Raw genomic sequence first — 23,851 nt, 5'->3', positions numbered from 1 at the left:
CACATGGGGAATATGTACAGAGATTTTTATCCAAACTAGAGATTGGCGTCGGCAACCATTTGATTTTGATTAGCCAGCATAACTTCCGCTTCATCGTCGACTCTTTCAATGTCTGCCCCAAGTGCAGCCAGTTTGAGATGGAAGTCCAAATATCCGCGGTCAAGGTGTTTTAATTCTGTTACACGGGTAATGCCTTTTGCAGCCAGACCCGCAATAATCAAAGCAGCAGCAGCCCTTAAATCGGTGGCAGCAACTTCAGCGCCCTGCAAATTGCAAGGACCGTTCACAATGACGGATCGCCCTTCTATTTTCAAATCAGCATTCATGCGCCGGAATTCTTCCACGTGCATGAAGCGGTTTTCAAATACGGTTTCCGTAATGACGCTTGTTCCTTTGGCACACAAAAGTAATGCCATCATTTGCGATTGCATATCAGTCGGAAAACCCGGATACGGCATCGTTTTAATATCTACAGCTTTCAGTTCTTCAGGGCCGATCACCCTGACCCCGTTTTCTTCTTCAATCACCGTTACGCCCATTTCCTCGAGCTTCGCAATTAAGGAAGAAATATGTTCCGGCACTGCCCCTTTTACCAATACATTCCCTTTTGTGATTGCAGCAGCAACCATGAACGTCCCTGCTTCAATCCGGTCAGGTATGATGGTATGATCAGCAGCGTATAGCTTCTTTACACCTTCTATTTTAATGGTTCCTGTGCCGGCGCCTTTTACATTTGCGCCCATTTCATTTAAAAAGTTGGCCAGGTCGACAATTTCAGGTTCTTTAGCGCAATTCTCTATGATTGTCTGCCCGTCGGCCAACGATGCAGCCATCATAATGTTCTGGGTCGCACCGACACTTGGAAAATCAAGGTAAATTTTTGCTCCATGCAAACGGTCGGGCACGGTGGCTTCAATAAAGCCGTTTCCTACATTTACTTTTGCCCCCATCGCTTCAAAACCTTTTAAGTGCAGGTCAATAGGGCGGGAGCCGATTGCACAGCCTCCCGGCAATGCCACTCTCGCCTTTCCGGTTCTCGCCAATAATGGGCCCAACACTAAAAAAGATGCGCGCATTTTGCGGACATATTCAAACGGTGTTTCAACCGATAACTCCCTTGATGCATCTACAGTGATTTTATTTTCATGAAACGATACACCAGCATTCAGGTGGCGCAGTACTTCGCTGATTGTAAATACATCGGAGAGTTTTGGTACATCACGTATAATGCTTTTTCCTTCACTTGCCAATAATGATGCAGCGATCACAGGCAGTACGGCATTCTTTGCGCCCTCTACTTGTACGGTGCCTTGAAGCCTGTTCCCGCCGCGGACGATGATCTTTTCCAAGAGTATTCCCCTCCGCGTCCATATTCTCTATATTAATATTCAATCGTAATGATAGGTGTGCCAATTACGACTGTTGTCTTACCGCCCAAACCGCTGTTTCTTAAGCCGATTTGCACATTCATTTCCCTTTTTTTTACAGCTAAGTCTTCCGAAAACTTCGGCGAGTATCCGGAAACCGCATAAAAATTTTTTTCTTCCATTGTTTCAATTTCTGTAGCATCAAGACGTTTCAGCAATGCCTTTTTTTCATACAACAAAACATTATCAATTTTATCACTGAATTCGCCTTTGATACAAGAGAAAACCATGGGTTTTTCCGCATAAAGTATGCCTGTCCGGTCTGACACAAGTTGATTGATTTTGCGCATTTCTGCTTCGTCCCAGCCTTGCCCTTCCACTTCGTAAATTAAATACGAACCGGATTTGCGATTTGTAAGGGTCGACATGAATTTTACGGTTTCGACATAATGGCTTTTTGCCAACTTGCCCACAAGCATCTTTGAATGCCTGTCCTTTTCGAATTGCCATTGCATTTCAGGGAAATGTCTTTGCAATTCCCGCACCTTTTCATTCCAACCTTCCGGCGAAAGCTGGCCAAGGGTTTCTCTCGTATATAAAGACCATCCAGTCACTTTGCCACCCATCTGTTCAACGGACTGCTGAAACAGCTGTAATTGACCTGTAAAATGGGCTGCATTTGTCTTATTCCCCATTACAATCAGTGCCAAACTAACCGCAACAATTACCGGCCAAATGATTCCTAATTTTCTCATCTTCTTTCCCCCTCTCCCTTATTAAAAGTGTTAACAAGAGAGCATGGGGACATACGAGGTAAATGTCGTCAAGTTTTGACACTCTATACATTAGTATAATGAATTTTGTCTAAAAAAGCATAACTAAATTGTAGACAATATATGATTTTTTGGGAACAGGAAAAATGAACCATTTATTGGCCTTGTTAAAGGGGTTATCCTGCAAAAATAAAATGAAATAATAAGGGTAGGTGTTGCGCCCAAAGTAAATAATCGAGAAAAAAATTGCTGACGCTGTACCCGATTGCGACTGAAAGAAAAATATACAGCAGTTTTGCCTGGATCACGCGGTTTTTCTTCAAAATCTTTTCAATGTTGATAGCTTGAAGGATCCAAAAAGTCATACCGATGAAAAATAAATTGGTAATGATGCTGATTACGGCCTGTGTCCCGAAACCGGCTGTCATCGGCACCCACTCCTTTCCCGAAAAATGGGCCGTATCTGGTTGACTTTTCCCGGCCACCAATACGTGCCGCCTTGCACACAGGGCTTTTTTTCATAAAAGCCCCGCAAATTTTGCACTCAAATAAAAACACCTTCCGAAAAAAAACAGAAGGTGTTTTTATTTTTTATGCAGCTTATATGACTGCCTGCATCAAGCAGAACAGTTCTTATCTTGAATGATGATAAACATCAATACGGTTTATTGCGCGTTTTAACGCCAATTCCGCCCGTTTGAAATCAATATCATCCTGATGGGACTGCAACCTGCGCTCTGCACGTTGTTTCGCTTCTTCAGCACGCCGGATATCAATTTGTTCCGGTGTTTCGGCAGCCTGGGCCAAAATGGTCACCTGGTCCGACCGTACTTCCAAAATGCCGCCGCTGACTGCGACCAAGTCCTCTTGTTCGCCTTTTTTAAATCGGACGGCCCCGATTTCAAGCGGCGCAACCAATGGAATATGCCCATACAATATTCCGAGCTCGCCGCTTTTGGCCTTTGCAATTACCATTTCCACTTCACCATGGTATACCGGGCCGTCTGGAGTGACAACACTGGCTTCATATGTCCTCATTTTGCTTCCTCCTGGTCCCGTATTATACTTTTACTCCCATGGCTTCCGCTTTTTTCACAACATCCTCGATCGGGCCTACGAGGCGGAAGGCATCTTCAGGAAGATGGTCATATTTCCCTTCCAAAATTTCTTTAAAGCCGCGTACTGTTTCTTTAACCGGCACATAAGAACCCGGCTGGCCGGTAAATTGTTCCGCGACGTGGAAGTTTTGCGACAGGAAGAACTGGATCCGGCGTGCACGGTGAACGACCAGTTTGTCGTCTTCACTCAATTCGTCCATACCCAAAATGGCGATAATATCCTGCAGTTCACGGTAACGCTGCAGCGTCGCCTGAACCTGACGGGCGACTTTGTAGTGCTCTTCACCGACAATTTCAGGGGCTAAAGCGCGGGAAGTGGAAGCGAGCGGATCCACTGCCGGATAAATCCCCATTTCCGATAACCGGCGTTCAAGGTTTGTTGTTGCATCCAAGTGTGCGAATGTTGTCGCCGGAGCCGGGTCTGTATAGTCGTCAGCCGGTACATAAATCGCCTGAATGGATGTGATGGAACCTTTTGTCGTCGAAGTAATCCGTTCCTGCAATTGGCCCATTTCCGTTGCAAGCGTCGGCTGGTAACCAACAGCGGAAGGCATGCGTCCGAGAAGCGCGGAAACTTCAGAACCGGCCTGTGTGAAACGGAAAATGTTATCAATAAACAGCAATACGTCCTGCCCTTGTTCATCACGGAAATATTCAGCCATTGTTAAACCGGTTAAAGCAACCCGCATACGTGCACCAGGCGGCTCGTTCATTTGCCCGAACACCATGGCGGTTTTGTTGATAACGCCGGAGTCTTTCATTTCATAGTAAAGATCGTTTCCTTCACGTGTGCGTTCCCCTACGCCGGCAAATACGGAAATACCGCCGTGCTCCTGGGCAACGTTATGGATCAATTCCTGAATCAAAACGGTTTTGCCGACACCGGCACCACCGAATAACCCGATTTTTCCGCCTTTGATGTAAGGGGCCAAAAGGTCAACGACTTTAATGCCGGTTTCAAGAATTTCAACTTGCGTTGACAACTGTTCAAATGAAGGCGCCGGTTTTTGGATCGGATCGCGGCGGACGTCACCTTTAAGTTCTCCATCAAGGTCAATGACTTCACCGAGTACGTTAAATACACGGCCAAGCGTTGCTTCCCCTACCGGCACAGAAATAGGGGCACCCGTATCCACCACTTCCATGCCGCGCCTGATGCCATCTGTTGAAGACATCGCAACCGTACGGACGGCATCATCGCCCAAGTGTAATGCAACTTCCAGCGTGACATTGATATCGACTTCATCGGAACTTTTTGCTTTATAGTTAATTTTTAATGCGTTATAAATGTCAGGGAGCTGACCGTTTTCAAACTTTACGTCAACTACCGGACCCATTACTTGCAGAACATGTCCAATGCTCATACTGTTCCCTCCTAACTTGCGTGATGGGGCATGCCGGATCCGTCTTGGCAAAAGAGCGGTTTGCCAAAGCGGAAATTATTCCAGTGCTGCTGCTCCACCGACGATTTCCGTAATTTCCTGTGTAATCGATGCCTGGCGGGCACGGTTATAGGTCAATGTCAACGTATCGATTAATTCTGTTGCATTATCCGTAGCATTTCTCATTGCCGTCATGCGCGCCGCATGCTCACTCGCCTTACTGTCCAAAAGCGCCCCGTAAATCAGGCTTTCAGCATATTGCGGCAACAGGACATTCAGGATCTCCTTTGGAGACGGTTCAAATTCGTAGGAAATTAAGCGGTTTGTAGTCGTTACATCTGTAAGCGGCAATAGCTTTTTCTCCATAACTTTCTGGGTAATCGTATTGACAAAATGGTTGTAATATAAGTACAATTCGTCAAATGTCCCGTCTTCATACATTGCTACTGTTTTCTTTGTAATATTTTCAATATCCGCAAATGTCGGATGGTCCGCCAAGCCAACAATATGCAGCACAACATTCATCTTTAAACGCCTGAAAAATTCATATCCTGTACGCCCAACAACGATAATCGCATACTCGTCATCGGATTGATGGCGTTCCCGTATGGTTTGGGTAACAAGCCTTAAAACATTGCTGTTAAATGCACCGGCCAGTCCCCGGTCTGACGTGATGACGAAATAACCTGTCTTTTTAACAGGGCGGGAAACAAGCATCGGGTGCTGGGCGCCGCTTGTCCCCTTTGAAATGCTGACAACCACATCCTGCATTTTTTCCATATATGGGACAAACGACTTGGCAGACATTTCGGCACGGTTCAGTTTTGCGGCCGACACCATCTGCATTGCCTTCGTAATTTGGCTTGTTTTTTGCGTTGAGTTAATTCGGGTTTTGATATCGCGTAAGGATGCCACTTGAGCTTCACCACCCTTGTGAGTTAATCAGGATTTCAATATTGCTGATTGAAATCCTTCATCTATGTGTTTACCCTTTAAGATTGCTGCACGGAAACGACGAACGTCTTCTTGAACTCCGTGATCGCGTTTTCCATGTCTTCATCAGCAGGAAGATTTCCGGTTGTACGGATTTCCTCCAGCAGAGAAGCGCGGTTTTGGTCGAGCCAAGCATAGAATTCGGATTCAAAACGGAGAATATCTTCAACCGGAATGTCATCCAGGAATCCTTTTGTCAAAGCATAGAGAATGCATACTTGTTTTTCGACTTTAATTGGCTTGTTCAAATCCTGTTTCAACACTTCAACGGTGCGCTGTCCGCGTGCCAGTTTTGCCTGGGTTGCTTTATCCAGATCCGAACCAAATTGGGCGAATGATTCAAGTTCACGGTAGGAAGCCAAGTCAAGGCGCAAAGTACCGGAAACTTTTTTCATTGCCTTAATTTGCGCAGCGCCGCCGACACGGGATACGGACAAACCTGCGTTAATCGCCGGGCGCACACCGGAGAAGAACAGGTCGGACTGCAGGAAGATCTGGCCGTCTGTAATGGAAATGACGTTTGTCGGAATATATGCCGAAATATCACCGGCCTGTGTTTCAACAAACGGCAGCGCAGTCAACGAACCTCCGCCCAGCCGGTCACTCAATTTTGCAGCACGCTCAAGCAGGCGGGAGTGCAAATAGAATACATCACCAGGATACGCTTCACGGCCCGGCGGACGACGCAGCAGCAGGGAAAGTTCGCGGTATGCGACAGCCTGCTTGGATAAGTCATCATAGACAACCAATACGTGTTTGCCGTTATACATGAATTCTTCACCCATCGCAACACCGGCGTACGGCGCCAGGTATTGCAGCGGAGCCGGCTGGGACGCGGAAGCTGTAACAACAATCGTATAATCCAAAGCACCGAATTTGCGGAAGGTTTCAACTGTACTGCGGACCGTCGATTCTTTTTGCCCGATCGCAACATAAATACAAATCATATTTTGGTCTTTTTGGTTCAAAATCGTATCCACCGCAATGGTCGTTTTACCGGTTTGGCGGTCTCCGATGATCAATTCCCGCTGACCGCGGCCAATCGGTACAAGCGCATCGATCGCCTTAATCCCCGTTTGGAGCGGTTCGCTTACCGATTTCCGATCCATAACGCCAGGCGCTTTTGCCTCAATCGGGCGTGTTTTCGTTGTATTAATCGGGCCAAGGCCGTCAACCGGCTGGCCGAGCGGGTTTACAACGCGGCCGATCAGCTCTTCGCCTACCGGAACCTGCATAATCCGCCCGGTCCTTCTCACTTCATCGCCTTCATGTATCTCGCGGTAAGGCCCCAAAATAATGATCCCGACATTGCTTTCTTCAAGGTTTTGGGCAAGCCCCATTACCCCGTTTGAAAACTCCAGCAGTTCTCCGGACATTGCATTGTCAAGTCCGTGAGCACGTGCAATCCCGTCACCAACTTCGATAACGGTACCGACATCGCTAACTTCAATTTCAGACTGGTAATTTTCAATCTGTTTTTTGATCAGCAAGCTGATTTCTTCAGCTTTTATGCTCATAAATCCAGCACCTCATTTCCCACTTAACTGATTAATGTTCTTTCAAGACGTTCCAATTTTCCGCGCAAACTGCTGTCAAAAATGGAATTTCCGATTCTGATCTTTAATCCGCCCAATAATCCGCTGTCTACAACATTTTCAATATTCAAGGACCGCTTTCCGACTTTTTCTGCAAACACGCCGGATATGGCCTTGCTCTCCTCGGCAGTAAGCGGCCGTGCTGAGTAGACAACAGCTTCGGAAATGCCGCGCTCTTCATTCATCCGCTCGATAAAAGAACGGCAAACGTCAGCAATCAAATCGTCACGGTGGCGCTCTGTCAAAAGCAGCAGCGTATTCAATGTGAAAGTGGATAATCCGGAAAAAATATCTTTAAGGATTTCTTGTTTTTTTTCTAGTGTCACTTTCGGAGATTTAAGGAGTTTTCTGAACGGTTCATTTCCTTCAAAAACCTCTTTAACCACGCGCACCTCTTTTTCAATTGTTTCCAGCTGCCCGTGCTCTTTCGCAAGTTCGAAAAGCGCCGAAGCGTACCGTTTTTCTACCGCGTCATGACTCATCGCATTTCTCCTGCCTCTTTAATAGATTCCATAATCAGTTTTTCGTGATCTTTTTCCGATATTTCTTTTTCAATCACTTTCGAGGCAATCATAACAGACAGGGATGCAACCTGTTCACGCAAAGCAGCGACAGCTTTTGCTTTTTCCTGTTCGATTTCCAGCTTTGCGGCATTTTTTAATCTTTCCGCTTCCGCACGAGCTGTCGAAATGATTTCTTCCCGTTGCGCATCCGCTTGTTTTTTCGCATTTTCGATTAAAGCCTGGCCTTCCTGCCTTGCCTGGCTAAGCAAAGCGCGCTGCTCCTCAAGAAGCCTGTTTGTTTCCGCGCGGTTTTTTTCCGCCAATTCAATTTCTTTTGCGATATGTTCTTCACGCTTTTGCATGATGCCCATTAAAGGCTTCCAGGCATACCGTTTCAACAGGAGCATTAAAATGATAAACATGACAAGCTGAAAGACGATATCGCCTGTATTTAAATGTCCTTCAACGAATCCTAGTACAAAACTGTTTTCAAACACCCAGGTTCACTCCTTTCCAAAGCCGCTTCCATCGTTACCAAGCGCCGTTAAAACACCATCATAAAGGAATGGCGAAGTTTCCGTTAGATGATCTTCGCCATTGATAAAAACCGTTTCCTATCTGTTAAGAACCATAAACCCGATAACAACCGCGATGATTGGCAGAGCCTCAACCAACGCAATACCAACGAACATCATTGTTTGCAGTAATCCGCGTGCTTCAGGCTGGCGGGCAATCCCTTCTACAGTGCGGCCGACTACAAGACCGTTCCCGATACCAGCGCCTACTGCTGCCAAACCACATGCAATTGCTGCTCCAATAACACCCAAACTCATGAATATTTCCTCCTTTAAGTTATATAAAAATTGGCTTGTCTTTTCAAAAAGAAAAATTATATGAAATGGCTATGCCTCGTGTGAAACTTTATGAGACATGTAAACCATTGTCAGCATGGTAAAAATATATGCCTGGATTGTTCCGACAAAGATGGAAAAAGCCTGCCATGCCAATGTAGGCACGATGGCCGCAATGGTCCCTCCGACATGTGTCGCCAAACTCCCGGCAAGAAGCGTCAGCAGAATTTCACCGGCATAAATGTTTCCGTAAAGCCGGAGACCCATTGTCAAAGTGTTCGCGAATTCTTCTATCAGTTTAATAGGGAGCAGGAATACCATCGGCTGGACATAGCTTTTTAAATAGCCGCCGACTCCCCTTTCTTTGACGCCGTAATAATGGGTTAAACCTACAATCATAACCGCCAAAGTCAATGTGATGATCGGATCAGACGTAGGCGACTTCCACCATAAGTAATGGTTGAACACTACCATGAACGGCAGGCCGAGCATATTGGAAACAAAAATATACATGATCAAAGTGATCCCAAGAATATGGAATCTTCCACCTGTTTTCCAATCCATATTGCTTTTAATAATATCCTTGACAAAGTCTATGACCCATTCAAGGAAGTTTTGCATGCCTGTGGGTTTCAACGCCAGCTTTCTTGTGGAGACGACCGCTATAATGAAAACGATCAAAGAAGAAACCGTAATCATCATGACATTGGCCAGGTTAAAGTACAATCCCATGAATTCTACGATTGGAGCCTTATGTTCCATTAGAACTCACCTCACTTTTACATTTTTCTTTGCCGCAATAAACCCACAAAAAAATCTATCATAATGACCACATAAGCAGTCATTATTCCAATAATTACACAGAGGACGTCTATATATCCCGGATAGCGCAATGCAAACAAAACCGCGATGACGGCCGCCGTCATTCTCAGGCCTGTTCCCATTGCACGCGGTTTTTTCCCCGGATCAATAGAGTTTGTTACCGAAATCGTTCTTTTTGCCAGCAGCCATAAGTTAAAAAGGCTGACGGATGTACCTAAAAGCAACCCCAGAAAAACCGGACGGTATGGGGGCAGGCCTAAACCCATTAGGTAGAACAGCAGAAGAAACACCAAATACTTGCGCTGCCTTTTATAAACCTGGATAAATTCCGGCATAAGTATCAATACACTCCCGAGTAAAAGTCCGGACCGTTAACAGCAAGGTATTTTTTCTTTATCACGCATCTGAAAAATGGATATTGCCATACTTTTACAACAGCAGGCGCTGCAAAGAGCAGAAATGCGGGACCAGCCGGCTACGGCAATACGCAAAAACTCCACCTGTTACAGGTACTGTAGCCCGCCACTGCCATTATGTTCTATTTTCTGTATGTAAATAGTAGAAAAGATTCCCCTTTCCAGTTATGAAAACCTTCTCAAAATGTACACTTTTTTAGCATACAATAGCACTAAAGCATTGTCAATGGAGTTTCTGTAAAACAACATTGAATTCCTGCCCCCTATAAAATCGTTAAAGATTTTCATAACCGCTTCAGCGCCCGGGTACGCAAAAGCTGAAAAAGGGAAGTGCCCTATCCCTGGAGACACCTTAATGGCCGCATGCCGAAAGAACAAGGCGCCTCCATCTATTTACATCGAAAATATACAGTTATTATAGACCCTTTTTATTTTTTTGCCAGTCCATTTCCCTTAGGTTAACAAATTTGTAAAACACTAAGCGGATTCATTTTGCATGGCCGGACGGAAGGAGATCAAATTATTTCGTCCCGAATAAACGGTCCCCCGCGTCCCCGAGGCCGGGTACAATATAGCCTTTCTCATTCAGTTTTTCATCGAGGGCGGCCATGAAGATATCCACATCCGGATGCGCCTTTTGCACCGCTTCCACGCCTTGGGGTGATGCAATCAGGCACATGAATTTAATATTTTTCGCGCCCCTTTGTTTTAAGGATTGGATCGCATCCACTGCGGAGCCGCCCGTTGCCAGCATCGGATCTACGATAATGAAATCCCGCTCCTCGATATCGCTCGGCAGTTTTATATAATATTCAACCGGCTTTAATGTTTTCGGATCGCGGTACAGCCCGATGTGCCCGACTTTCGCGGCCGGGATCAGTTTCCGCACACCGTCAACCATGCCCAATCCTGCACGCAGTATCGGGACAATGCCAATTTTTTTGCCAGACAGTATTTTTGATTTCGCTTTGCTGACAGGCGTTTCAATTTCGATCTCTTCAAGCGGCATATCCCGCGTAATTTCAAACGCCATCAGCGTCGCCACTTCATCCACAAGCTCGCGGAATTCCTTCGTCCCCGTATGTTTATCGCGGATATACGTTAACTTGTGCTGGATCAACGGATGGTTAATTACATGAACTGTGCTCAATGAAATTCTCTCCTTTTAGAGGTTGGTATAAAATTCGACAAACTTCTTCGCCTCAACCATTTTACACGAAAAAAGAACCCAATCTCAAGGAACGGCAAAATAAATTCTTAAGGCAGATCATGAAAAGGCCCCGCGTCTTCCGCGGGGAAGGAGATTAATTTTGATCCGGATAAAGTGGGAAACGTTCGGTCAGTTTTTTCACACGTTCGGCTTCTCCTTTTAAAATTCCCTCATCACTAGGATTTTTGAGCGCAGTGCCAATAATCGACGCAATTTCGTCCATTTCTTCAAGGCCGAAGCCCCTTGTCGTCACAGCAGGCGTACCGATTCTGAGTCCGCTTGTGATGAACGGGCTTTCCGGGTCATACGGGATCGTGTTTTTATTGGCGGTGATCCCGATGTCATCCAGTACTTTTTCGGCTGTCTTGCCCGAGATGGATAAAGAACGCAAATCAATCAGGATCAGGTGGTTGTCCGTCCCGCCTGATACAAGATCGAGACCCTCTTTTTTCAGCCCTTCGGCAAGGCGTTTGGCATTATCAACCACTTTTTGCGAATAAACTTTAAACTTGTCTGTGAGTGCTTCGCCGAACGCCACGGCTTTGGCCGCAATCACATGCATCAGCGGGCCGCCCTGGATTCCCGGGAAAATGGACTTATCCAATTTCTTCGCAAATTCCTCTTTGCACAAAATCATGCCGCCGCGCGGCCCCCGTAATGTTTTATGGGTTGTTGTCGTTACAAAATCCGCATAAGGAACCGGATTCGGGTGGAGACCGGCCGCAACGAGTCCGGCGATATGCGCCATATCGACCATCAAATAAGCGCCAACTTCATCCGCAATTTCCCTGAACTTTTTGAAATCGATCGTACGGGGGTATGCACTTGCGCCTGCAACGATCAGTTTTGGTTTATGTATGCGCGCCTTTTCCAGTACATCATCATAGTCAATATACTGGGTTTCTTTGTCAACGCCGTATTCCACAAAATTGTATTGGATGCCACTGAAATTCACAGGGCTCCCGTGCGTCAAATGGCCGCCATGCGACAAATTCATACCCAGCACCGTGTCACCGTGTTCCAAAATAGTGAAGTAAACCGCCATGTTCGCCTGCGCACCGGAATGGGGCTGGACATTTACATGCTCTGCGCCGAAAAGCTGCTTTGCCCGGTCACGCGCAAGATTTTCCACGATATCGACATACTCGCACCCGCCGTAATACCGGTGGGCCGGATAGCCTTCAGCATATTTATTTGTCATGACGGATCCCTGCGCTTCCATAACGGCTTCGCTAACAAAGTTTTCGCTGGCAATCAGCTCAATTTTACTCCTTTGCCGGTTCAGTTCCTTCCGGATGGCTTGATAAACTTCCTGGTCTTGTCTTGCAATATGGCTCAAATTGAAACCCCCTCATACGGTCATTTTTCATATTCTTTTTTATTTTACCATAACTTTTTGTGAAATCATGCCCTTTTTTTGGGACAAACATCAAAAAGGAAGCCCGCCCCCGCGTGGAAACTGCCGGGACTCGGCTTCTTTCTTGCGGATTGCTTAGCACGTGCCGCCTTTTTCATATACTGCCCGGGCACCCCCGATCAGTTTCGGGCGCGTCCTGGCAAATGTGACATGGGCCGCGCCCAGTTCCCTTTCCGATATCCGGACAGGAACGGCAACATGCTTTAAATGCATGCCGATAAAAGTATCCCCGATGTCAATCCCGGCATCTGCCCGGATAAATTCAACAACAACAGGATCTTCCATATGGCCGTATGCAAAAGCAGCCATAGCACCACCTGCCTTTCGGACAGGCACCACTGTTACTTCTTCCCAGCCCTTCTGCAAAGCAAGCGTTCGATCCACGACAAGCGCCCTGTTCAAATGTTCGCAGCATTGAAACGCCGAATAAAACCCAAGCTTCCGGGAAAATTTCCGCACGCCGTTAAAAATGATTTCAGCGATTTCCGCTGCACCCGCCGTGCCAATTTTTTCCCCGATCACTTCCGATGTCGAACATCCGACGACAAAAACCTGCCCCTTTTTCACGGGGACTTGCCGGAAAAATTCATCCAGCATCCGGTTAAACTGTTCTTCCAACTGGCTAAAATCTGATTTCAACGCTTCACACCTCTATTATGATCATGCGTTTTTTTCTTCGTATTGCGATATTTTTTCAATCCTGCGCGCATGGCGGCCACCTTCAAACGATGTCCCGAGCCAAGTTTTCACAATTTCACGCGCAAGCCCGGGCCCGATTACCCTTTCCCCCATGGCGAGCACATTGCTATCATTATGCTCCCTCGTGGCTTTTGCACTGAAAACATCGTGGACGAGCGCGCAGCGGATGCCTTTTACTTTGTTGGCTGAAATGCACATGCCAATCCCGGTGCCGCAGATAAGAATCCCCCGGTCAAATTCACCTTCTGCCACTTTCTCGGCCACCGGCAACGCATAATCGGGATAATCTACAGAACCTTCACACTCACAGCCAAAATCTTCGTATTCCACGCCCAATGAATCGAGCAAACTTGCAATTTCCCTTCGTAGATTCATTCCACCATGGTCTGATGCCAATGCAACTTTCATGTTTTTCCCCCTCGTTTTATTTCCGCCTTCCCTAGTATTATGAGGCTGTGTTACATTTTATGGTTGATGGCCGCGAAATCCGCCTCCGTGAGACTCCCGCAGCGCCCTAGCCGATGGATCCTGCCCGGCCCGTCCAGGCACCCTGCAAATTTTGCGGCCGTCATTGTCGGTTAACATAGTCTCCAACAAAATCAACTAATTCTATTCTGGCATATCGCCATAAAAAAGAAAACGGAACAAAGCCTAAAATCTTATTCACCGGATTTGAAAGCGGCCGATATTTCCCTTTAATTTCTCCGCATCCCGTTCCAGCTGGCCGACTAATTTTTCGATGGACTCCATTACATGGGCCTGTTCATTTGTGATCGATGTGACTTCTTTCGCCCCGGCGGAAGTCTGTTCGGCGATTGCCGCAACTTCCTGCGACTGCCGGGCGGCCTCCTGAATGGACTCCATTTGGTTTTTAGCCAATGAAGCGATATTGTCCACCGCCCCGGCCACGAGCAGGATGGAGTCCGTCATTTGCCCCATCGCCTCATTGGCCTGTTTCCCTTTCACCGCTTCATCATTCGCATTTTGCACCTGGACGGTGATTTGTCCCACGACATGGCTGACTTCCTCCTCAATATGCTGAATCAGGCCGGCAATGCCTTGTACCGCTTGGGCGCTTTCATCTGCCAGCTTCCTGACCTCATTGGCCACAACAGCAAACCCCTTACCGTGTTCGCCCGCGCGTGCCGCTTCAATGGAAGCATTTAACGCCAGCAAATTGGTTTGCGCCGCCACTTCCCCGACAAAAGAAACAATATCTTCCACTTTTTTCGTATCTTCAGCGAGACGGTGGACAGCCTCAAGGGAAGCCGCATTTTCTTTCGCCATTTCCTCGACGCCCGTAACCAATGAATCAATCGCCTCTTTGCTGGCTTTTACCTCCCCAAGCATGTGGTCTGACGAATGTTTGCAAGTATCCGCTTTTTCGCGGACTTCTGTAGCCAGCCGGTATATTTCCTCCACCAAATCGGCTGCGGATTGAGTCGCCGCTGCAGATTGTTCCGCCCCAAGGGAAATTTCTTCAACCGTCTGGTTAATATTTTCGGCCTGGTTTGTGGCCACCCCCGTTTTTTTGGAGATTTCTGACACTTTTTCTTTTGTATGTTCCACATTTCCGTTAATTTGCGCGACCATCTCCCGCAAATTGGCAATCATCCGATTGAAAGCGGACGCCAACGATTCGATTTCATCCCCGGATTTCGGCACCGGAACTTCATGCTGCAAATTCCCGCTGCTCGCTTTGATCGCCGCACTTTCCAGCCTGCGCATCGGCTTAACAATCAAACGCGCCACAAAATAACTCAAAATCCCGGACCAGATAATGCCTAAAGCAAGCGTCAGCACAATAAACCAAGATTGGCTGATCGAATTTGAAAAGAACGGAAACACCACATAAATAAAAATGCCGCTGGACGTATACGTAATAAAAGACAAAATGGTGACAAACAAAACGATTTTTTTCGTCAAACTGAATCTGTAATTTCTTTCTTTCAACACACTCGCCCCTAATTCCCCAGCTTTAATTTTTCAATCAAACGATTGATTAAACCGTCCAATTGCCCATATGTTGCTCTGTAAATTTGGAGGCTGCCGCCGTATGGATCCACGACATCACCTCCGATGCCGTCCGCAAATTCCAGTAGTGTAAACGTTTTATTTCGGGCCCGTGGAAACCGCCCGGCCACCGCTTCTTTATGGCCGTTTGTCATTGTAAAAATATAATCCGCCCAATCCACAAGTTCTTCCGAAAGATTTTTGGCCGCATGGCGGAATTTAATCGCGTTTTCCTTCAGCACTTCGTATGTATGGGCTGAGAGGGCGCTCCCCTCCAATGCAAAAATGCCGGCTGATTTTACTTCAACGCCCGGCAGCTGCTTCGCCTTTAGGATCGCCTCTGCCATCGGACTCCTGCATGTATTCCCTGTGCAAACAAAAAGAATATTCAACCCCCGTCCTCCTTGTCCGGTATTTTTATCTACTAATATTATAGTAAAAAAGACACCGAATACAAAGCTGAACTTCCCCGCACGAAAAAATCCCGGCATCCGTCTTGGAAACCAGGTCCTTGCCCAACGTATTAAACAGATAAAAGCAATTTAACGCCGAAAATAATTAAAATCATTCCCCCGAGCGCTTCACCGTATGCGCCGAGCCAAACATGGAATTTTCTTCCAATCAACAGGCCGAGCCAGGTTAATGCTGTTGCCGCCGCCCCGAAACAAATCATCACCACAGCCATCCGTGCACCGAAAATTCCAAGTGACAGCCCGACAGAAAAACTGTCCAAACTTACACTCAATGCAAACAGGATAATTCCCCAGCCGGAGGGGCTCATCGATTCGTTTTCTTTTTTAAATATAAACACAATCATCTGAAGGCCCATTACAACAAGCATAATGCCACCGATATACTGGGCAAACATGCCAAATGTATGGGATAAAAGTTGCCCCGCAATGATCCCGAGAAACGGCATAATCACGTGAAAAATCCCGACCGTCAAACCTATGTAAAAGATATGCCTCATCCTCGGTTTCATCATCCCCAAGCCGAGACTCACCGAAAAAGCATCCATCCCGAGTGCCAGTGCCATAATCGCTAATGTAACCACTTCTGCGATGACTGCCATACCCTTTCCCCCTTTGGACGTGCCTAATCCAGCATATGCACGTCCAAGGCGTTTTAGAATAGGCGCAGTCTATGCGTATGTTCACCTTCCCGATGGATTTTCCGATATCAAACGGTGCCCGGCAGCTTTTTCGAGCCGGTTCATAATGGCCTGCCCGATCCCTTTCCGCGGGAAAGTCTCACAAAAAATGACATCTACGTCCTGATCGTCAAACGAGCGCAATGAATCGTACAGATGATGTGCGACCGTCTCAAGTGAAGACCGCCTGCCGCAAACCGCAACGGTATTGGCACGGATTTCGCCGGCGGTTTCTTCTGTCACCACCGCACCGACATTTTCACCATTTTCCCGCCTTTCATCAATCAACCGCTGCATAAACGGAACCCCGCCGTCGACTAGGTAAACGGGCGCATTTGGCGCATAATGCGTATATTTCATCCCGGGCGCTTTCGGGCGGGCAACATTTTCATTTTCAAGCCCCGGATCAAGCTGAACTTCCCCGATCACCTCTTCAAGTTGTTCTTTCGTAATGCCGCCCGGGCGCAAAATGACAGGGGTATCTGCTGTGCAGTCCAGCACGGTCGACTCGACCCCAACACCCGTTTCTCCCCCGTCCACAATGCCGGCAATTTTGCCGTCCAAATCGCGGCGTACATGTCCGGCTGTTGTCGGGCTCGGTTTGCCGGAACGGTTTGCGCTCGGGGCGGCAATCGGAAACCCGGCGAGACGGATGAGCGCAAGTGCAACAGGATGGGCCGGCATGCGGATCCCGACCGTATCAAGGCCGGCCGTCACTTTTTGCGATAATTTTCCTTTTTTTACTTTCAGGATCAGTGTCAGCGGGCCGGGCCAAAAAGCTTTGATCAACGCCCGCACCATATCTGGAATTTCTTCCGCCAACATTTCCAGCTGCACCTCATCTGCAATATGGACAATCAGCGGGTTATCACTCGGCCTGCCTTTCGCCTTGTATATTTTATCGACGGCTTCATCGCTAGTCGCATCAGCTCCCAAACCGTACACCGTTTCAGTCGGAAATGCTACAGCTTGCTTCTCTTTTAACAATTGTGCTGCTTCCACAAGTTGTGGATAAGATTGGAGATTTTCCACAGTTTTATCCACAAACCAATATTTTGTATCCATACCTTTCACCTTTCTTCATCGGATCGCAAACCCCGTTAAGATATTTATTTAACAAGCTTTCTCCCCGCAAGTATACAAAAATGTGAAAAATGAAACAAGTATTATCCACATCTTGTGGATAATACTCTTCATTCTGTTGATAATTAGTCTATTTCCGGAAGCACTCCTAATTTTTCCACAGCGCAGGCCGGCAAATGTTAAAACAATTTCTTAATGATTTCCACAACCAACAATTTTTTCTTCACTTCGTCGTTCTCACTCATGTAAACGGATTGCCCGCTGCGCCCTTCGTGTTTCGTTTCTTTACGGACGGACTTCTTGTCTTCGTGATTATCTGTCTTTTCAGGCGCGGCTTCATTCCCGCTTTTGGCAGTTTTTGTTTTTTTAACCGCTGTATCGCCTGCAGGTTTTTCGGCGTGCGCCGCCGGTTCAGCTACCTTCGTATTCTTCCCTGTTTCCTTAGGTTTTTCCTCAAAACCGCCTTCCACTGCAACTCCGTTTGGAAAATCGAGGAAGCAAAGCGGCGGGTAGAGGACACACCACCAATTGGCGCCCTGCCCTTTCCCGAGCGTAATCAAAACCGCTTCATATTTTCCGGCCGGATATAAATATTGTCCGTACAGTTTCGTAGGAAAAGCCACTTTCCCGAGCTCCACCTTTACAGATTGGTTCATCCGTTCTTCCGCTATCACCCGTTTGGCGATCCTTTCAATATCCGGTAAATGGGAGCGGATGACTTTTTCGGCCTCATCCTTGGATGTTAAATTTCCCACCCATTTGGTGATTTCCGCATTCACTTCATCACGGATTTTCCTTTTTACCGCCTGGTCTTCCGGCTTGTCGCTGTTCGCCAGTATTCTCAGCCGGATCGCATCTTTCGGAATGACGACCGTATCCGTTGCGGCCGCTTTTTGTTTCGGCGCATATAAACTTAAGATCGTTGCAATGGATAACATCACAATATATAACGAAACAATCGTTTTTCTTCTCATTTTCTTCCCCCGTCCCTTCGTATCCACATTGTGGACAAGAAAATGAGATTTTAAACTATCAATCTGAAAAAAATCGGCGGGGAGTCTGTTATTTCATGCAAAACACCATCCGCTCATGCCCGTTAATGTCGCGCACCGTCTCCACCCGGCTGCCAGGGAAAGCCGCGCGGAGGAGGCCAGAAACACGATCCCCCTGCCCCGAGCCAATTTCAAACCCTACAAGCGCACTCCCATTTAACGCCTGCGGAAGCTCTTCCATAAAACGGCGGTAATAATCAAGCCCGTCTTCTCCGCCAAACAAAGCCGTTTCGGGATCATGGTCTTTGACAACAACCGATAAAGATGTCCGGTCACGTTTCGGGATATACGGGGGATTGGATAAAATAATATCGAAAGTTTCGCCGCGCGCCAAAAAAGGCCGGAGCAGATCGCCTTGAATAAACCGGGCATCCGCTCGCAGTGCTTTTGCATTTTTTTTTGCCACCCGCAGCGCTTTTTCCGAAATATCGGAGGCGCTCACGGAAAGATTGGGGCACTCCAATTTCATGGTAATCGCAATAATGCCGCTTCCCGTTCCGATATCCGCAAGTTTAAGGCACCGGTTTTTCCCGAAATGCCACCGGATCCTTTCGATGGCGCCTTGGACCAGTTCCTCTGTTTCAGGGCGCGGGATGAGCACATCACGATTGACGATAAATTTGCGCCCGTAAAAATACTCATACCCCGTAATGTGCTGGACCGGAACCCCTTGTGCATGGGCCTCCGCCGCTTTCCGGAAATTCTCCTGCACTTCTTCCGGCAAAACCATCCTTAAGTTCGAAAGCAGGCGGGTGCGGTCCATTTGCAAAAAATGTTCCAGCAACAGTTCGCCGGCATTCGCATCGCGGCCTTTTTCCGTTAAAAAAGAAGAAGCCCACTGCAAGGCTTCATATACTTTCATCGGGCTTTCCATCAGTCATTCACACTTTCCAGCTTTTTCGACTGGTCATCGAGAATGAGAGCATCAATGATTTCATCGAGTTTCCCCTCCAGCACCTGGTCGAGCTTTTGGATCGTTAAACCGATTCTATGGTCCGTCACGCGGTTTTGCGGAAAATTATACGTGCGGATCCGTTCGGAACGGTCACCCGTCCCGACGGCGGATTTCCGGTTGGCATCATATTCCGCCTGCGCCTCCTGCTGGTATTTGTCATAAATACGGGCGCGCAGCACTTTCATCGCCTTTTCCTTGTTTTTGATCTGCGATTTTTCATCTTGGCAGGAAACGACAATCCCGGTTGGAATGTGGGTCAGGCGGACAGCCGACATCGTCGTGTTGACGCTCTGCCCGCCCGGACCGCTCGATGCAAACGTATCAACCCGGACATCTTTTTCGTTAATTTCCACTTCAACTTCTTCGGCTTCCGGTAAAACCGCAACCGTTGCGGTCGATGTGTGGATGCGGCCTCCCGATTCCGTTTCCGGCACACGCTGCACCCTGTGCGCGCCGTTTTCAAATTTCAGCTTGGAGTAAGCCCCTTTTCCGTTCACCATAAAAATAATTTCTTTATAGCCGCCGATCCCTGTTACATTGGCTTCAATCACATCGATTTTCCAACCTTGCGACTCGGCATAGCGGGTATACATGCGGTACAGGTCACCCGCAAACAATGCCGCTTCATCCCCGCCGGCCGCCCCGCGGATTTCCACAATCACGTTCTTTTCGTCATTCGGGTCTTTCGGCAGGAGAAGAATTTTTAGGCGTTCTTCGTATTCTGAAATTTTATGCTCCAGATCATTGATTTCTTCCTTCACCATATCCTTCATTTCGGGGTCGAGTTTTTCCTTCAGAAGGGACTTGGCATCCCGGAGCTGCTTTTTCACTTCTTTATATTCACGGTAAACTTGCACGGTTTCCTGTATATCCGACTGTTCTTTCGAATACTCTCTTAATTTTTTTGGGTCATTCACGATATCAGGATCGCTTAAAAGCTCATTCAGCTTTTCGTACCGATTTTCCACGGTCTGCAGCCGATCGAACATCGAACCCCACCTCATTTCACTACTTTTTCCGTTTCCGCCCGACGGCCCGTTTAGAGCCGGCTAACAGCATACCAAATTTATTATAGTATACGCAATGGAAAACTTAAAGCGAAACCCGGTGGGGGAAAACCGGGAAAAGCTACTTCACATCGATTTTGACATGGATGTCATACCGGGGCAGAATTTTCAAAAGCCTGTCCCGGATTTCACTTTCTTTTTCCATCCTCTCCCGGTGGTTCAGTGTGTATTCGGTGTGGACGTTCACCCACATATCTTTCCCGTTAATGAAAACGGAATGCGGTATGTATCCGTTCATTTTCCATACGGCTTCCTTGGCCTTTTGAATATCGGCAGTAACGGAAGATCTATCATCATTTTGATTCACATGCCCGCCCTTTTCCGTTGTGCTTAGTTGTCTCGTTTCAATCGGGTGCGGCTTGGCATCATCCCTGCTTTCCTCGAAACAGCCTGCAAGTGAGGCAATCAGGAACAGGCAAATTAGCCGTTTTGCCATAAAAAAACACCTCCCTGCCAGATAGGTTTCCCGCATGGGAGGCGGTTTATTTACAAAACGGCAAAACTAAATCGGCGGATGCTCGTGGCATTTGCGGCAGACCGGATAATACGTGTCATTTCCCCCGATCTGGATCTGATCCCCCGTATACACCGGTTTCCCGTTTTCATCAACACGCAGATTCATCGTTGCTTTTCTCTCGCAAAACCAGCAGATCGTCTTCATTTCTTCGATCTTGTCCGCGTATAAAAGCATATATTTGCTTCCTTCAAATAGCTCATTTTGAAAATCGTTTTTCAGACCGAAGCCCATAACCGGTATATTCAGCTCATCGACAATCCGGGCAAGCTGCAGCACATGGCCTTTTTTCAAAAACTGCACTTCATCAATTAAAACACAGTAAGGCTGCGGCCGGTATTGTTTCACCGTATCAAAAATATCCGTATCATTGAAAATCGGAATGGCCTTACGCCGCAAGCCGATCCTGCTTGAAACATACCCGACTTCATCACGCGTGTCGATTCCCGATGTAAAAATCAGGACAGTTTTGTTCTGTTCTTCATAGTTATGGGCCACTTTCAAAATTTCAATCGATTTCCCGCTGTTCATTGCACCGTATTTGAAAAATAATTGCGCCATCGTTCTCGCTCCTTATTCTTTGAACAATGTTGTCCGCTCAGGGCGCCGGCATACCTCTCCCGACCGATCCCCCACTTATTCGCGAATATCCACAGAGCTTGTTCCATAAAAAAAACAGGCAAACGTTCATCGCCTGTTTTTCATTGAATTGCTTATTTAAGGCCGTATTTTTTATTGAAGCGGTCAACGCGTCCGGCAGCAGTCGCGAATTTTTGGCGTCCTGTATAGAATGGATGGCATTCGGAACATACTTCCACGCGGAGCTCATCTTTTACAGAACCACTTTCAAATTCATTTCCGCATGCGCATTTGACCATTACTTTTTTGTATTCCGGATGAATTCCAGCTTTCATTCTTTTCATCTCCTTCAGCCCTGAGTCATTACGAAACAGAGTTCTATGGTTTTTACGGGCCAAAAACCCGGAAAATCCCACAAACAAACTGTGATTATTATAGCAATTCCAAGAATGAAATGCAACATTGCAAATCAAAAAACGTTTTCCTTATTTTCCCTATTGCCCCGCGGGTGGCCGGCAGCAATAGGATTATAAAATTTTCTTGGCGGGGGCAGCTTTCAATTCCGACTTAATCATATCCACAAACTCCTCGTTTGATTTCGATTGTTTCAGCCTGCGCAGGAATTTCTCAACAAAATCCGGAGAATCGGACATCGATTTGCGGATCGCCCACAATACTTCCAAATGGTCTTTCGGCAGTAGCAGCTCTTCTTTCCGTGTCCCGGAACGCCGGATGTCGATCGCCGGGAATATGCGTTTTTCCGCCAGCGAGCGGTCAAGATGAAGTTCCATATTCCCCGTCCCTTTAAATTCTTCGTAAATGACATCATCCATGCGCGATCCGGTATCGACAAGGGCGGTGGCCAAAATCGTCAGGCTGCCCCCTTCTTCGATATTGCGGGCCGCACCGAAGAACCGTTTCGGGCGGTGGAACGCAGCAGGGTCAATCCCCCCTGAGAGCGTGCGCCCGCTCGGCGGGATTACGAGGTTATAGGCGCGTGCCAAGCGCGTAATGCTGTCCATCAAAATCACGACATCCCGCTTGTGCTCGACAAGACGCATTGCCCTCTCCAGCACAAGTTCCGCGACTTTAATATGGTTTTCCGGCACTTCATCAAAAGTGGAGCTGACCACATCCGCCTGCACGGAACGTTCAATATCTGTCACTTCTTCCGGCCGTTCATCGATCAAAAGGACAATCAATTCCGTTTCAGGATGGTTGATCGTGATGGAGTTGGCAATTTCCTTTAAAAGCATCGTTTTCCCGGCTTTCGGAGGCGCAACAATTAATCCGCGCTGCCCGAAACCGACCGGTGTAATTAAATCCATAATCCGGGTGGACAGCTTTTCGGGAGACGTTTCAAGGACAATCTGCCGGTTCGGGTATAACGGTGTTAATGCCGGAAAATGGACCCGTTCCTTGGCCGTCTCAGGGTTTTCCCCGTTTACCGCTTCGACATGCAACAGGCCGTAATAACGTTCGTTTTCTTTAGGAGGCCGGACTTTTCCCGAAACTTTATCTCCGTTTCTTAAATCGAAGCGGCGGATTTGCGATGCGGAAATGTAGATGTCTTCCGAGCTGGGGGAGTAATTAATCGGCCGCAAGAACCCAAAGCCTTCCGATTGGATGATTTCCAGCACGCCTTCCATAAAAAAATAGCCTTCTTGCTCTGCCCGGGCTTTTAAAATTGCAAAAATTAATTCTTTCTTCGTCAGTTTGCTATAGTAGGAAACTTTATACTCCCTTGCCAGAGCATAAAGCTCTTTTAACGTCATATTCTCCAAACTTGAAATCGATAAACCTTCCATATAAACACCACACTTTTTAAATTTCCGTACGGGTAGAGCAATGCAGCGCATTTCTTCCGCTTCTTTAATATTGCCTGTATTCAAACGAAATCATACGAAATCCGTGTTTTGTCCCCAACGTCTTATAGATGAACGTAATACAAATGGAAATGAACATACCTACCGATAAAGGAATGTGAAGGCAAGATGAGTATCCACAGTTTTGCTCTTAATAGAAGACATGAGCCGGCTGCAAAGAGGCCGTTTTGCAGCACTTATATCTATGGAGCCGCACCGTGTACGGAAGAAATAGAAGACGAATCATTTTGAATAATACATGAATAAAAATGCATGAATTAAGCCGCATTTATTGTAACCCTACCAGCGGGGAAAATCAACAAAAAAGGAGGGAGATGTTGAAAATCTTTTGGCAGAAAGCGGGGCGCGCTCCTTTGATAAAAAAGGCGCTTTAATGGCCGCAATTCCGTGCCTGTAAAATAGGGGA

The 23,851-nt window shown here is 47.1% G+C and carries 27 protein-coding genes; all 27 read right to left on the bottom strand.

The window, feature by feature from the left end; translation table 11 throughout:
- Positions 1-35: 35 nt before the first annotated feature.
- The 27 genes from murA to rho all read right to left on the bottom strand — a co-directional run bounded on the left by murA (position 36) and on the right by rho (position 23,367).
- Positions 36-1,349 (bottom strand): UDP-N-acetylglucosamine 1-carboxyvinyltransferase, encoded by a 1,314-nt coding sequence (murA, locus tag BpJC4_RS04300; RefSeq protein WP_151680072.1) that lies wholly within the window; start codon positions 1,347-1,349, stop codon positions 36-38.
- Between the two features lie 32 nt (positions 1,350-1,381).
- Positions 1,382-2,122 (bottom strand): YwmB family TATA-box binding protein, encoded by a 741-nt coding sequence (locus BpJC4_RS04295; RefSeq protein WP_151680073.1) that lies wholly within the window; start codon positions 2,120-2,122, stop codon positions 1,382-1,384.
- 194 nt (positions 2,123-2,316) lie between these two features.
- Positions 2,317-2,568 (bottom strand): DUF1146 family protein, encoded by a 252-nt coding sequence (locus BpJC4_RS04290; RefSeq protein WP_151680125.1) that lies wholly within the window; start codon positions 2,566-2,568, stop codon positions 2,317-2,319.
- A 205-nt stretch (positions 2,569-2,773) separates the two neighbouring features.
- Positions 2,774-3,178: a F0F1 ATP synthase subunit epsilon gene (locus BpJC4_RS04285; protein ID WP_151680074.1), complete on the bottom strand. Its 405-nt coding sequence runs from the start codon at positions 3,176-3,178 to the stop codon at positions 2,774-2,776.
- Positions 3,179-3,200: 22 nt separating this feature from the next.
- Positions 3,201-4,622, bottom strand: coding sequence for a F0F1 ATP synthase subunit beta (gene atpD, locus BpJC4_RS04280; RefSeq protein ID WP_151680075.1), 1,422 nt, complete (start codon positions 4,620-4,622; stop codon positions 3,201-3,203).
- Between the two features lie 75 nt (positions 4,623-4,697).
- A complete protein-coding gene (locus tag BpJC4_RS04275; RefSeq protein WP_151680076.1) occupies positions 4,698-5,555 on the bottom strand; it encodes a F0F1 ATP synthase subunit gamma in 858 nt (285 codons plus the stop codon).
- 77 nt (positions 5,556-5,632) lie between these two features.
- Positions 5,633-7,150, bottom strand: coding sequence for a F0F1 ATP synthase subunit alpha (gene atpA, locus BpJC4_RS04270; RefSeq protein WP_151680077.1), 1,518 nt, complete (start codon positions 7,148-7,150; stop codon positions 5,633-5,635).
- A gap of 23 nt (positions 7,151-7,173) precedes the next feature.
- The gene (locus tag BpJC4_RS04265) at positions 7,174-7,710 is read right to left on the bottom strand and encodes a F0F1 ATP synthase subunit delta (protein WP_151680078.1); all 537 of its coding nucleotides are present in this window, start codon (positions 7,708-7,710) and stop codon (positions 7,174-7,176) included.
- Entirely contained in the window at positions 7,707-8,228 is a 522-nt protein-coding gene (gene atpF / locus BpJC4_RS04260) for a F0F1 ATP synthase subunit B (protein ID WP_151680079.1), read from the bottom strand. The genes BpJC4_RS04265 and atpF overlap by 4 nt, the downstream gene beginning before the upstream one ends.
- A 117-nt stretch (positions 8,229-8,345) precedes the next feature.
- Positions 8,346-8,564 (bottom strand): F0F1 ATP synthase subunit C, encoded by a 219-nt coding sequence (atpE, locus tag BpJC4_RS04255; protein ID WP_151680080.1) that lies wholly within the window; start codon positions 8,562-8,564, stop codon positions 8,346-8,348.
- A gap of 69 nt (positions 8,565-8,633) precedes the next feature.
- A complete protein-coding gene (atpB, locus tag BpJC4_RS04250; RefSeq protein WP_151697572.1) occupies positions 8,634-9,344 on the bottom strand; it encodes a F0F1 ATP synthase subunit A in 711 nt (236 codons plus the stop codon).
- A 17-nt stretch (positions 9,345-9,361) separates the two neighbouring features.
- A complete protein-coding gene (locus BpJC4_RS04245) occupies positions 9,362-9,739 on the bottom strand; it encodes an ATP synthase subunit I (RefSeq protein WP_151680082.1) in 378 nt (125 codons plus the stop codon).
- Positions 9,740-10,340: 601 nt separating this feature from the next.
- Positions 10,341-10,970, bottom strand: coding sequence for a uracil phosphoribosyltransferase (upp, locus tag BpJC4_RS04240; RefSeq protein ID WP_151680083.1), 630 nt, complete (start codon positions 10,968-10,970; stop codon positions 10,341-10,343).
- Between the two features lie 154 nt (positions 10,971-11,124).
- A complete protein-coding gene (gene glyA, locus BpJC4_RS04235) occupies positions 11,125-12,369 on the bottom strand; it encodes a serine hydroxymethyltransferase (protein ID WP_151680084.1) in 1,245 nt (414 codons plus the stop codon).
- Between the two features lie 153 nt (positions 12,370-12,522).
- Positions 12,523-13,044: a TIGR01440 family protein gene (locus BpJC4_RS04230; protein WP_371862237.1), complete on the bottom strand. Its 522-nt coding sequence runs from the start codon at positions 13,042-13,044 to the stop codon at positions 12,523-12,525.
- Positions 13,045-13,107: 63 nt separating this feature from the next.
- Entirely contained in the window at positions 13,108-13,554 is a 447-nt protein-coding gene (rpiB, locus tag BpJC4_RS04225) for a ribose 5-phosphate isomerase B (protein WP_151680086.1), read from the bottom strand.
- A 255-nt stretch (positions 13,555-13,809) separates the two neighbouring features.
- On the bottom strand, positions 13,810-15,099 hold the full coding sequence (locus BpJC4_RS04220; RefSeq protein WP_151697571.1) for a methyl-accepting chemotaxis protein: 1,290 nt from the start codon (positions 15,097-15,099) through the stop codon (positions 13,810-13,812).
- 11 nt (positions 15,100-15,110) lie between these two features.
- Positions 15,111-15,551, bottom strand: a complete 441-nt coding sequence (locus tag BpJC4_RS04215) for a low molecular weight protein arginine phosphatase (protein ID WP_151680088.1) — start codon at positions 15,549-15,551, stop codon at positions 15,111-15,113.
- A 131-nt stretch (positions 15,552-15,682) separates the two neighbouring features.
- On the bottom strand, positions 15,683-16,231 hold the full coding sequence (locus BpJC4_RS04210) for a manganese efflux pump MntP (RefSeq protein ID WP_151680089.1): 549 nt from the start codon (positions 16,229-16,231) through the stop codon (positions 15,683-15,685).
- A gap of 81 nt (positions 16,232-16,312) precedes the next feature.
- Positions 16,313-17,374, bottom strand: a complete 1,062-nt coding sequence (locus BpJC4_RS04205) for an L-threonylcarbamoyladenylate synthase (protein WP_151697570.1) — start codon at positions 17,372-17,374, stop codon at positions 16,313-16,315.
- A gap of 197 nt (positions 17,375-17,571) precedes the next feature.
- Entirely contained in the window at positions 17,572-18,366 is a 795-nt protein-coding gene (gene spoIIR / locus BpJC4_RS04200) for a stage II sporulation protein R (RefSeq protein ID WP_151680091.1), read from the bottom strand.
- Positions 18,367-18,454: 88 nt separating this feature from the next.
- Positions 18,455-19,318: a peptide chain release factor N(5)-glutamine methyltransferase gene (gene prmC / locus BpJC4_RS04195; protein WP_151697569.1), complete on the bottom strand. Its 864-nt coding sequence runs from the start codon at positions 19,316-19,318 to the stop codon at positions 18,455-18,457.
- Positions 19,318-20,388, bottom strand: a complete 1,071-nt coding sequence (prfA, locus tag BpJC4_RS04190) for a peptide chain release factor 1 (RefSeq protein ID WP_151680093.1) — start codon at positions 20,386-20,388, stop codon at positions 19,318-19,320. Before prfA ends, prmC begins: the two co-directional genes overlap by 1 nt.
- A gap of 139 nt (positions 20,389-20,527) precedes the next feature.
- A complete protein-coding gene (locus BpJC4_RS04185) occupies positions 20,528-20,902 on the bottom strand; it encodes a hypothetical protein (protein ID WP_151680094.1) in 375 nt (124 codons plus the stop codon).
- 66 nt (positions 20,903-20,968) lie between these two features.
- Positions 20,969-21,541, bottom strand: coding sequence for a thymidine kinase (locus tag BpJC4_RS04180; protein WP_151680095.1), 573 nt, complete (start codon positions 21,539-21,541; stop codon positions 20,969-20,971).
- Positions 21,542-21,693: 152 nt separating this feature from the next.
- Positions 21,694-21,894, bottom strand: coding sequence for a 50S ribosomal protein L31 (rpmE, locus tag BpJC4_RS04175; protein ID WP_151680096.1), 201 nt, complete (start codon positions 21,892-21,894; stop codon positions 21,694-21,696).
- A gap of 192 nt (positions 21,895-22,086) precedes the next feature.
- Complete coding sequence (gene rho, locus BpJC4_RS04170) at positions 22,087-23,367, bottom strand: transcription termination factor Rho (protein ID WP_151680097.1); 1,281 nt, start codon at positions 23,365-23,367, stop codon at positions 22,087-22,089.
- Positions 23,368-23,851: the final 484 nt, after the last annotated feature.

Origin of the sequence: Weizmannia acidilactici, from assembly GCF_008974185.1 — a bacterium.
GTDB lineage: Bacteria > Bacillota > Bacilli > Bacillales > Bacillaceae_C > Weizmannia > Weizmannia acidilactici.
This window is presented reverse-complemented; position numbering and strand designations above follow the sequence as displayed.

What these genes read in the sequence shown, in the direction of transcription:
- atpB (WP_151697572.1), bottom strand. Translation starts at nt 9,344, where the DNA reads ATGGAACATAAGGCTCCAATCGTAGAATTCATGGGATTGTACTTTAAC.
- rpmE (WP_151680096.1), bottom strand. Translation starts at nt 21,894, where the DNA reads ATGAAAGCTGGAATTCATCCGGAATACAAAAAAGTAATGGTCAAATGC.
- atpE (WP_151680080.1), bottom strand. Translation starts at nt 8,564, where the DNA reads ATGAGTTTGGGTGTTATTGGAGCAGCAATTGCATGTGGTTTGGCAGCA.
- BpJC4_RS04185 (WP_151680094.1), bottom strand. Translation starts at nt 20,902, where the DNA reads ATGGCAAAACGGCTAATTTGCCTGTTCCTGATTGCCTCACTTGCAGGC.
- BpJC4_RS04265 (WP_151680078.1), bottom strand. Translation starts at nt 7,710, where the DNA reads ATGAGTCATGACGCGGTAGAAAAACGGTACGCTTCGGCGCTTTTCGAA.
- prmC (WP_151697569.1), bottom strand. Translation starts at nt 19,318, where the DNA reads ATGGAAAGCCCGATGAAAGTATATGAAGCCTTGCAGTGGGCTTCTTCT.
- BpJC4_RS04245 (WP_151680082.1), bottom strand. Translation starts at nt 9,739, where the DNA reads ATGCCGGAATTTATCCAGGTTTATAAAAGGCAGCGCAAGTATTTGGTG.
- BpJC4_RS04230 (WP_371862237.1), bottom strand. Translation starts at nt 13,044, where the DNA reads ATGCTGGATGAATTTTTCCGGCAAGTCCCCGTGAAAAAGGGGCAGGTT.
- rho (WP_151680097.1), bottom strand. Translation starts at nt 23,367, where the DNA reads ATGGAAGGTTTATCGATTTCAAGTTTGGAGAATATGACGTTAAAAGAG.
- spoIIR (WP_151680091.1), bottom strand. Translation starts at nt 18,366, where the DNA reads ATGAGAAGAAAAACGATTGTTTCGTTATATATTGTGATGTTATCCATT.
- BpJC4_RS04180 (WP_151680095.1), bottom strand. Translation starts at nt 21,541, where the DNA reads ATGGCGCAATTATTTTTCAAATACGGTGCAATGAACAGCGGGAAATCG.
- BpJC4_RS04210 (WP_151680089.1), bottom strand. Translation starts at nt 16,231, where the DNA reads ATGGCAGTCATCGCAGAAGTGGTTACATTAGCGATTATGGCACTGGCA.
- rpiB (WP_151680086.1), bottom strand. Translation starts at nt 13,554, where the DNA reads ATGAAAGTTGCATTGGCATCAGACCATGGTGGAATGAATCTACGAAGG.
- atpA (WP_151680077.1), bottom strand. Translation starts at nt 7,150, where the DNA reads ATGAGCATAAAAGCTGAAGAAATCAGCTTGCTGATCAAAAAACAGATT.
- BpJC4_RS04295 (WP_151680073.1), bottom strand. Translation starts at nt 2,122, where the DNA reads ATGAGAAAATTAGGAATCATTTGGCCGGTAATTGTTGCGGTTAGTTTG.
- atpD (WP_151680075.1), bottom strand. Translation starts at nt 4,622, where the DNA reads ATGAGCATTGGACATGTTCTGCAAGTAATGGGTCCGGTAGTTGACGTA.
- prfA (WP_151680093.1), bottom strand. Translation starts at nt 20,388, where the DNA reads ATGTTCGATCGGCTGCAGACCGTGGAAAATCGGTACGAAAAGCTGAAT.
- BpJC4_RS04290 (WP_151680125.1), bottom strand. Translation starts at nt 2,568, where the DNA reads ATGACAGCCGGTTTCGGGACACAGGCCGTAATCAGCATCATTACCAAT.
- BpJC4_RS04205 (WP_151697570.1), bottom strand. Translation starts at nt 17,374, where the DNA reads ATGGATACAAAATATTGGTTTGTGGATAAAACTGTGGAAAATCTCCAA.
- BpJC4_RS04285 (WP_151680074.1), bottom strand. Translation starts at nt 3,178, where the DNA reads ATGAGGACATATGAAGCCAGTGTTGTCACTCCAGACGGCCCGGTATAC.